This is a genomic window from Pseudoflavonifractor capillosus (genome assembly GCF_016902575.1).
Taxonomy (GTDB): Bacteria; Bacillota; Clostridia; order Oscillospirales; family Oscillospiraceae; genus Enterenecus; species Enterenecus capillosus_A.
On sequence record NZ_JACSNZ010000066.1, the window covers coordinates 1 to 7,134 of the forward strand.

The 7,134-nt window shown below is 50.5% G+C and carries 7 protein-coding genes; 5 read left to right on the forward strand and 2 right to left on the reverse strand.

Translation table 11 applies throughout. The features are described 5' to 3' along the window. Positions 1–159 precede the first annotated feature (159 nt). Positions 160–843, reverse strand: a complete 684-nt coding sequence (locus H9X86_RS11290) for a discoidin domain-containing protein (RefSeq protein ID WP_204901622.1) — start codon at positions 841–843, stop codon at positions 160–162. Positions 844–916: 73 nt separating this feature from the next. Then, positions 917–1,837, reverse strand: coding sequence for a DUF7916 family protein (locus H9X86_RS11295; protein WP_204901623.1), 921 nt, complete (start codon positions 1,835–1,837; stop codon positions 917–919). A gap of 347 nt (positions 1,838–2,184) precedes the next feature. Here H9X86_RS11295 and H9X86_RS11300 point away from each other — a divergent pair, with 347 nt between their 5' ends. The 5 genes from H9X86_RS11300 to H9X86_RS11320 all read left to right on the forward strand — a co-directional run bounded on the left by H9X86_RS11300 (position 2,185) and on the right by H9X86_RS11320 (position 6,956). After that, on the forward strand, positions 2,185–2,382 hold the full coding sequence (locus H9X86_RS11300) for a helix-turn-helix domain-containing protein (protein ID WP_204901624.1): 198 nt from the start codon (positions 2,185–2,187) through the stop codon (positions 2,380–2,382). Positions 2,383–2,549: 167 nt separating this feature from the next. Next, positions 2,550–2,885, forward strand: coding sequence for a hypothetical protein (locus H9X86_RS11305; protein ID WP_204901625.1), 336 nt, complete (start codon positions 2,550–2,552; stop codon positions 2,883–2,885). Between the two features lie 107 nt (positions 2,886–2,992). Beyond that, a complete protein-coding gene (locus tag H9X86_RS11310; RefSeq protein ID WP_207752649.1) occupies positions 2,993–4,624 on the forward strand; it encodes a hypothetical protein in 1,632 nt (543 codons plus the stop codon). Positions 4,625–4,767: 143 nt separating this feature from the next. Next, positions 4,768–6,216, forward strand: a complete 1,449-nt coding sequence (locus H9X86_RS11315) for an ATP-binding protein (protein WP_204901626.1) — start codon at positions 4,768–4,770, stop codon at positions 6,214–6,216. Positions 6,217–6,737: 521 nt separating this feature from the next. Next, positions 6,738–6,956 (forward strand): helix-turn-helix domain-containing protein, encoded by a 219-nt coding sequence (locus H9X86_RS11320; protein ID WP_204901627.1) that lies wholly within the window; start codon positions 6,738–6,740, stop codon positions 6,954–6,956. The last annotated feature ends 178 nt before the right edge of the window (positions 6,957–7,134 follow it).

Here is a 7,134-nt window from a genome sequence, read left to right on the forward strand (position 1 = left end):
GAGTTGGGAGAACTCCAATTTGCGCATCATATTTGCCGTTATTCCCCAAACTATGACCAGAACCCCTGTTTTCGCTCAATGAAAACAGGGGTTCTTCGACAGTCTGAAAAGATGTGTCGCAAAACCAATGTTTTGCGACACATCTTTTTTTACTTTGTGTTAGCTATGGCGCTGCTTGCGCTTCTGAGCCACCACAGCTGCCAGGCACACGCCGGCGCCCACCAGCATCAAGGTGGACAGCATCAGGGGGGCGTTGTCCCCAGTGGGAGGCACTTTGCCGCCCTCGTCCACTGCCACGTTGGCCAGCACATAGGTGCTGAAATGCTCCAGGTTGGCGGTGACGGTGCGGGCGTCCTTGTCCACGGTGATGGCAATTTCCTCTGTGGTCTTGCCGGTGACATCCTTGTAGTCGGCCTGGAACTCGGTAATGGCGGTGTTCAGTGCATCCTTATGGTCGGGATTCACCACCAACTGGGTGTCGTCAGTGATGGTGAAGTCACCATGACCGCCGGTCCACTCCGCCAGCTCGGGAACCACCACGGGCTTGTCGTTGGGGACTTCAGACTCAGGGACATTCTCCAGCACCATAAACTCGTAGAGAGACACAGAGGCCCATGCGATGTCACCCGGGGTGTAGCCGGACACCGTGAGGCGCAGATACTGGGCACTGCCCTCTTTGTCAATGGTGGTGGTGAGAGAGGTGATCTCCGCATCGTCGCCCTTTTCATAGAAGGTGGTGTAGTTCTGATCTGCTCCAGCCGTCTCGATCTTGAACTGGGTGATGTTGGTGCGCTCCCACTCCAGCACCAGCTGGTCAAAAGACTTCACGCTGCCCAGATCCACAGTGTTCCGTTCCTCAAAAAACAGCAAAAACCGCCCCGGCAGCACCTAGGCCGCGGGGCGGAAAGGAAGATATTCAGCGATTGACAGAGCAGGCCATACGGTGGTAGGTGTGGCGGATGCCACGGATAGCCACAGAATAGGCCTGGATGTTCTCGGGCAGAGACATTCCGGCGTATCCCGCATCCCCCAAGTGGTGAATATCCGTGCCGGTCATCTTACACATCAGGGCGATCTGGCGGATGGTGTCCACATCCGCCCCCTCCTGGGAGGTGCCGATGGCGGTGATGGTCAGGCAGCCCAGGGAATGGGCATGGGTGACCAGGCTGCGGACATACTCCATGGTGATGCCGGGCACGGTGCCGGGTGCAGGGAGGAGAATGATGTCCGCCCCCGCCTGAGCAAAGGCATCAATGTCGGTGGTGGTAATGATGTGCTCGGCTCCCTCTGTGAGAATGCCGGAGGCGTGCATCTTACCTGCGGCCAAAATGAGCCGGTCACCCAACTCCGCCTTGAACTCCTGGAGGGTGCGCACAATGGCCTCATTGGTCACCCCCACGCCGGGGTTTCCGGTGAGGAGGATGAAGTTGACCCCCATGTCTGCGGCCCGGCGGGCGTTTTCCAGGGTGGCTTTGCGGCCATCGGTCATAGCCCACAGGTCACCCTCCTCCTGCTCCAACGGCTCCTCCACCGGCTCCAGATTGATGCCGATGGGCCGCCCGGTGAGGGTCTTGAGCTTGTCCACCACCTCCATGGGCTCGCACTTGGGCAGGCCCTGGATCACGGGCTTTTGCACATCAAACATATTCAAAAGCAGGATATCCGCCCCCATGGCGGCGGTAAATTCGGCATTGGTCACGTTGCCCAGCATGGGCTGAATATAGCCGATGGACTCACAGGCCACCACACGGCCCTCAGAGCCGGCGATGGAGGCCAGCAGCTCCTCCTTGCCCATGGTGCGAAAATCCGAAGCGGTACAATCCAACAGTCGTTTCATGGCATTCTCTCCTTCTTGTTGAGATGTCTCATTATACCACATCCCGCCCACCCCGCAAAGGAGTTTGTCGGTTTTTTGGCACCCCCGGCGAGAATCGAACTCACAACTAACCCTTAGGAGTTTGGCGTCCCAATTCTGTGTTCTTCTCTGCTTCCTCTACAGTTTCTTCTCGTTTCATATCATGCCGTACGGCGGATACACCTAATCGCAAATTTTCCATCTAACACCCTGCTTTTAACCGCTTTTCAAAAGTCGTATTAGCAAGAAATTAGCAGGAAGAGGGATTTTCTGCCCGGCAAGACAGCATCAAAATGGCCCATCTGGCGACATATTCAGGAGGTAAAATCATGGAACAGAAAAAGGAAGAAATGCAGCCCCATACCCGCGCTTACACGGTGGAAGAGATCGCAGCCATCCTCCATATCGGGCGGTCATCCGCCTATACCCTGGTCAAGAAAGGGTACTTCAAAAGTGTACGCATCGGAACAGCCATCCGGATCTCCAGGAAGTCCTTTGACGAGTGGCTGGATCAATTGGAATTGTAATGCAGAGGAGCGTGCCATGGCAAAACCGTGGTACGTTCCTTTGCGTTACAACTAAAATCTCTGTTTGAAAATAAACTCAAATCTTTTCCATCATATAACCTCTCTTCATGATATAATCACAATATAAGTGAAACTGCTATTCCCCCAAGAGAGAGGAGGTGAAGTGTATGGGAAAGTATACGGACGATGAGATCCGGGCAATGCCGAAAATTACAGCCAAGATTGCCGCAGACTATCTCGGCATATCCCCCATGATGGTGACCTTGGGTATGAGAAACAATGTTCTTCCAATCGGTTTCGCCATCAAAAAGGAGGACCGATACAGCGAGAGCTGGAGTTACAACATCATTCCGGAGCGGTTGATCGCCTATAACCATGGCAGAATCAATGAGGTGCAGGTCCAGAATATTGAAAAGAACCTGAATACCATCATCAGTCAATTTGAAGAGATGAAACGCGACTTGGTTTTTCTATTAAAAGAAAACGGGGAATTGGAGGGATAAAACAATTTTTAGCGATCCTTGCAGATACTGAATCACCAGAAACACAGCCCCTTCAGATCGAAGAGAGAAAAGCAGCGGTTTTGGATAAACAGGAGGTGAGAGCAGTGATGCCGCCCACTACGGTTCGTTTGACACGAAAGGAACTTTACGAAGAAATCTGGAAAATATCCGTGGCAGGTGTATCCAAAAAATATGGTATCCCATATGCCAAATGTCTGGCAAAGATCAAGGCGGCCCAAATCCCTGTTCCTCCCTCTGGATATTGGACCAAACTCAACTTCGGAAAATCTGTGGAACAGACACCTCTCTCTGGGGATGGGAATGCTGTCGTTGAACTGCTACAGGAGACATCGCTCAGCACCGCAGATGAAAAGAAAACAGAGCAAGTTCTCCCCCTCCAAGAGGAAACTGCCTCCGAGCCGTCCAGTGTATCCTCTCCAGTGGATACACCCCCACAAAAGCCCCCAGAGGTTGAGACTGCTCAGATGAACGTCACTCCACCAGAAACAATTGAAAAGTTTGGACAAGCCTATAATGTGTATCATCGGGAAACACTGTATCAGGAAGTTTGGGCCATGCCGGTAACAGAGGTAGCAAAACGATACAAAGTTTCCGATGTTGCCATCCACAAAGTCTGCAAGTCGTTGGATATTCCCACCCCGCCGCAGGGGTATTGGGCAAAATTGCGGGCCGGAAAGCCCGTAAAGAAACTGCCCCTCCCGCCCGGAAAAGAACAGACAAAACTGGGGATACAGATCGGGATCAGCCGCCTGGCCAATCCCCAAACGACTACGGCATCTCTGGAATTTCTGCCTGAAGAAGAGCGGCAAGTGGTGCTGAATGTGGCGGCACAGATCTTGCTGCCGCAGGAACACGCCCGTATGCGGCCGGAGATCGTGGCGCACCAAAAGCGGATCGCAGAATGGAACAAGAGGAAGCGCCAGCAGGAGCGGGAATTCGGCGCAAACTGGAACCGCAGGAGGCGGGAAGTTCCACCTCCATTTGCCGAAGGGGTTTCAGAAGAGCAGCAACCGAGGATCTTTCGATTGATCGATGCGTTGGCCAAAGCGATGGTACCGTTGGGGTGGCGTTTGACGGAGGATCTTCGATTTGCAAGAGAGCAGGATGCGGTCACGCTCACATTTTCTGAGTCGACTGATCAGATCTTACATACCCCAACAAAAGAAGAAAATCTCAAACTATTAGAATATGAGGAAGAGCGCAAAAAATATTCTTGGGCAGCGAAGCCACAAATTCGTAAATATGATTCCGTTTACAATGGCCGCTTGAGTCTGTGTGTCAATGGCGCAAGAACATTTCGGGATTGCCGATCCTATGTTCTAGAAGACCGTTTGGGAGATATGATGCTCTCCATCTATGGTGAGGCGGAGCAGGTAAAGCAAGCACGCTTGGCTCGGGAGGAGGCAGAGCGGCAGCGCCAGGAGCAGGAAAGAAAGCGGGAGGAGCGGCGTCAACGGTATAATGAAGAAGTGGATCGAACGCTGGCCCTTGTCAACTGCGCATCCGACTATGAAATTGCGTGCAGAATCCGTTCCTATGTTTCTGCCATGGAAAAAGCCCATGCAGATCAGGATCTTTCTGCATGGGCGTCTTGGGCTCGCGCAAAAGCGGATTGGTACGACCCTACAATCGCAAAAGAGGACGAACTTCTGGGCAAGCGAGAACACGAAAAGAGTCAAGAGAGCAAAGGGCCTCAGCACAAGGGATACCGGTGGTAAAGCAAAGGTATGCGCACCTTCTAATTTGGATAGAATAGTGGCGGATTTATCAATACCAGTCAACAATTATTTAAATTATACTTTAAATAATTGTTGACAAAGATGAAAATTGGCGCTACTATATTTCTGAAGGAGGTGATTGCATGGCGATCATCAGCAAGGAAGGATTGCTGAAAGTACTGGTCTCCTACAACCCCTGGTGGAAAACCGGAGTCGTAAACCCCAAACTGTCCAAAACTTATAAGCGCTTTGCCTTTTACGAGGCCATGAAGCGCCTGAATCAGACCGACATCCGGCGCACAGTGGTTTTAACAGGGACCAGACGGGTTGGAAAGACCACCATACAGTACCAGATGATCGAGGCCCTGCTTCAAAGCGGTGTTCCGCCCCAGAAGATCGCCTTTATCTCCATGGACCATCCCATGCTGAAGTTAAGCGCCATGAATGAGATCCTGGAGTGTTATCACGAAAATATCTATCCGGAGCAGGATGTCTACTACTTTTTTGACGAGATCCAGTATGCGCAGGATTGGGACAAATGGCTGAAGACGATCTACGATATGCAGCCGGACACAAAAATGGTGGCTACCGGCTCGGCCAGTCCGGTTTTGATCAAAGGGAGCCAGGAGAGCGGTGCTGGCCGATGGTCGGCGATCCAGGTTCCCACGCTGTCCTTCTATGAGTACTGTGAACTGCTGAATGTGGATCGCCCCAACCTGCCGGACAATTTAAAAATCACGCCGCTGGTATATAAGACCCAGCAGGAACGCACCCAGATCATGCTGCAGCTCTCCAAGGTGCAGAATCACTTTAACCGCTATCTGCAAGTGGGCGGGTTCCCCGAACTGGCTCTGGCTGATAACGACATTCTGGCCCAGCAGATTATGCGGGAAGATGTGGTAGACAAAGTACTCAAGCGGGATCTGCCCTCCCTTTATAAGATCCGCAATGCGACAGAGTTGGAGCGAATCTTTCTTTATTTGTGCAATGTTTCTTCTGAGATCGTCTCTATCGAAGCAATTGCGAAGGAACTGAATGGTGTTTCCAGACCTACCGTAGAAAATTATATTGAATATTTGGAAAGTGCAAACCTAATTTATCAGAGCTGGCCCGTCAATATGGGGGGAAAAAAGGTCCTGAAAGCGAGTCCTAAAATCTATATTGCTGATGCGGCGATCCGCAATGCGGTTTTAATGGACGACTCTATGCTGAGTGATCCGGTCGAGATGGGGAAGGTAGTGGAAACCGCGGTTTATAAGCATGTAGCTGCATTTTATTATCAGCAGGCTGCGTCAGTAGGATATTATCGCGGCGGCAAGCGGGGGAAAGAAGTCGATGTCGTGGTGGAATACGCCAATTCCAGGAACATCCTCATCGAAGTGAAATACCGGGAGGGCGCCCCTATCCCGGATGATTCCGCGATCGTAGAGTTAAGCGGAGAGGCCGCGGCTTCCATCGTGGTAACCAAAACCGCCGATGATTTTGGCGTCCACAATACGAAGAGCGGAAAAGATCTAATCCGTATCCCGGCCTTTGCGTTCCTCTATCTGCTTGGTCATGCAGAAAAGCATGGCTATCACGGAATGGAATAATGATAGAGTATAAGCAGGAGAGCGTGGTGCATGAGCGCCACGCTCTCTTGTTTGCTTCATAAGTTTCCGCTATATTTGCGTTGCCTCTATAAGTGAGAAAGCTAATAATGGATTCGAACGATTCTTAATAAAAATACGCATGAGGTTAGGAACTATCCGAAATTTCCTGTATAGATTTTATAACAATTCCAAGAATATTTTGATAGAAAATGATACAATACGGTACTGAAAGTGCCTAAAAGAACAAAAAAGCCTTATGTAGCTAGGTCATAAATTGTTCGAAGCCGTTAGGAGTACGGCGTACCATTTCGTAAATTGTTCATATCATATCTTCCCGTGTTGTTTCTTCGCAAATTGTGCTGCCTGGAGGTAGGTCAATTTGCACAAATTCCCCTGAAATATGCTGCCTTACAACGGCTTTTCAAATGTCGTATTAGCAAGGTATTAGCAGGAACCCCTTGTGACAGAGGGCTTCCAGGGGCCATTTCAAAATGCTATTAGCACAGATGGAGGATAATCTTATGAGCACCAACACACCCAGCGAAAAAGGAACGCCTCAAAGCAGAACATACACCGTGAATGACATCGCAGCCATTCTAGGTATTGGCCGCGCTACGGCCTATAAGCTCGTCAACTCCGGAGCGTTCAAGACAATCCGCATCGGCAACATGATCCGCATCTCCAGGAAGTCCTTTGAGGACTGGTTGAAGATGGCATGGTTGGACGACGAAACGAAATAAAAAATTATTATATGAAAATATTTTAAATATTGTTTAGCCAAAGAAGGGCCTGTTGCAAAATAGGCCAGGACAACAAAACGAGAGGCTAACCTTTTTGGGGGTTGGCCTCTCGTTTCATTTGCTTTACAATTTGTTTATGCAGACAAATTATAACAAGCAAGATCAGTGTACCGTATAT

What these genes read in the sequence shown, in the direction of transcription:
- H9X86_RS11315 (WP_204901626.1), top strand. Translation starts at nt 4,768, where the DNA reads ATGGCGATCATCAGCAAGGAAGGATTGCTGAAAGTACTGGTCTCCTAC.
- H9X86_RS11310 (WP_207752649.1), top strand. Translation starts at nt 2,993, where the DNA reads ATGCCGCCCACTACGGTTCGTTTGACACGAAAGGAACTTTACGAAGAA.
- H9X86_RS11320 (WP_204901627.1), top strand. Translation starts at nt 6,738, where the DNA reads ATGAGCACCAACACACCCAGCGAAAAAGGAACGCCTCAAAGCAGAACA.
- H9X86_RS11300 (WP_204901624.1), top strand. Translation starts at nt 2,185, where the DNA reads ATGGAACAGAAAAAGGAAGAAATGCAGCCCCATACCCGCGCTTACACG.
- H9X86_RS11305 (WP_204901625.1), top strand. Translation starts at nt 2,550, where the DNA reads ATGGGAAAGTATACGGACGATGAGATCCGGGCAATGCCGAAAATTACA.
- H9X86_RS11295 (WP_204901623.1), bottom strand. Translation starts at nt 1,837, where the DNA reads ATGAAACGACTGTTGGATTGTACCGCTTCGGATTTTCGCACCATGGGC.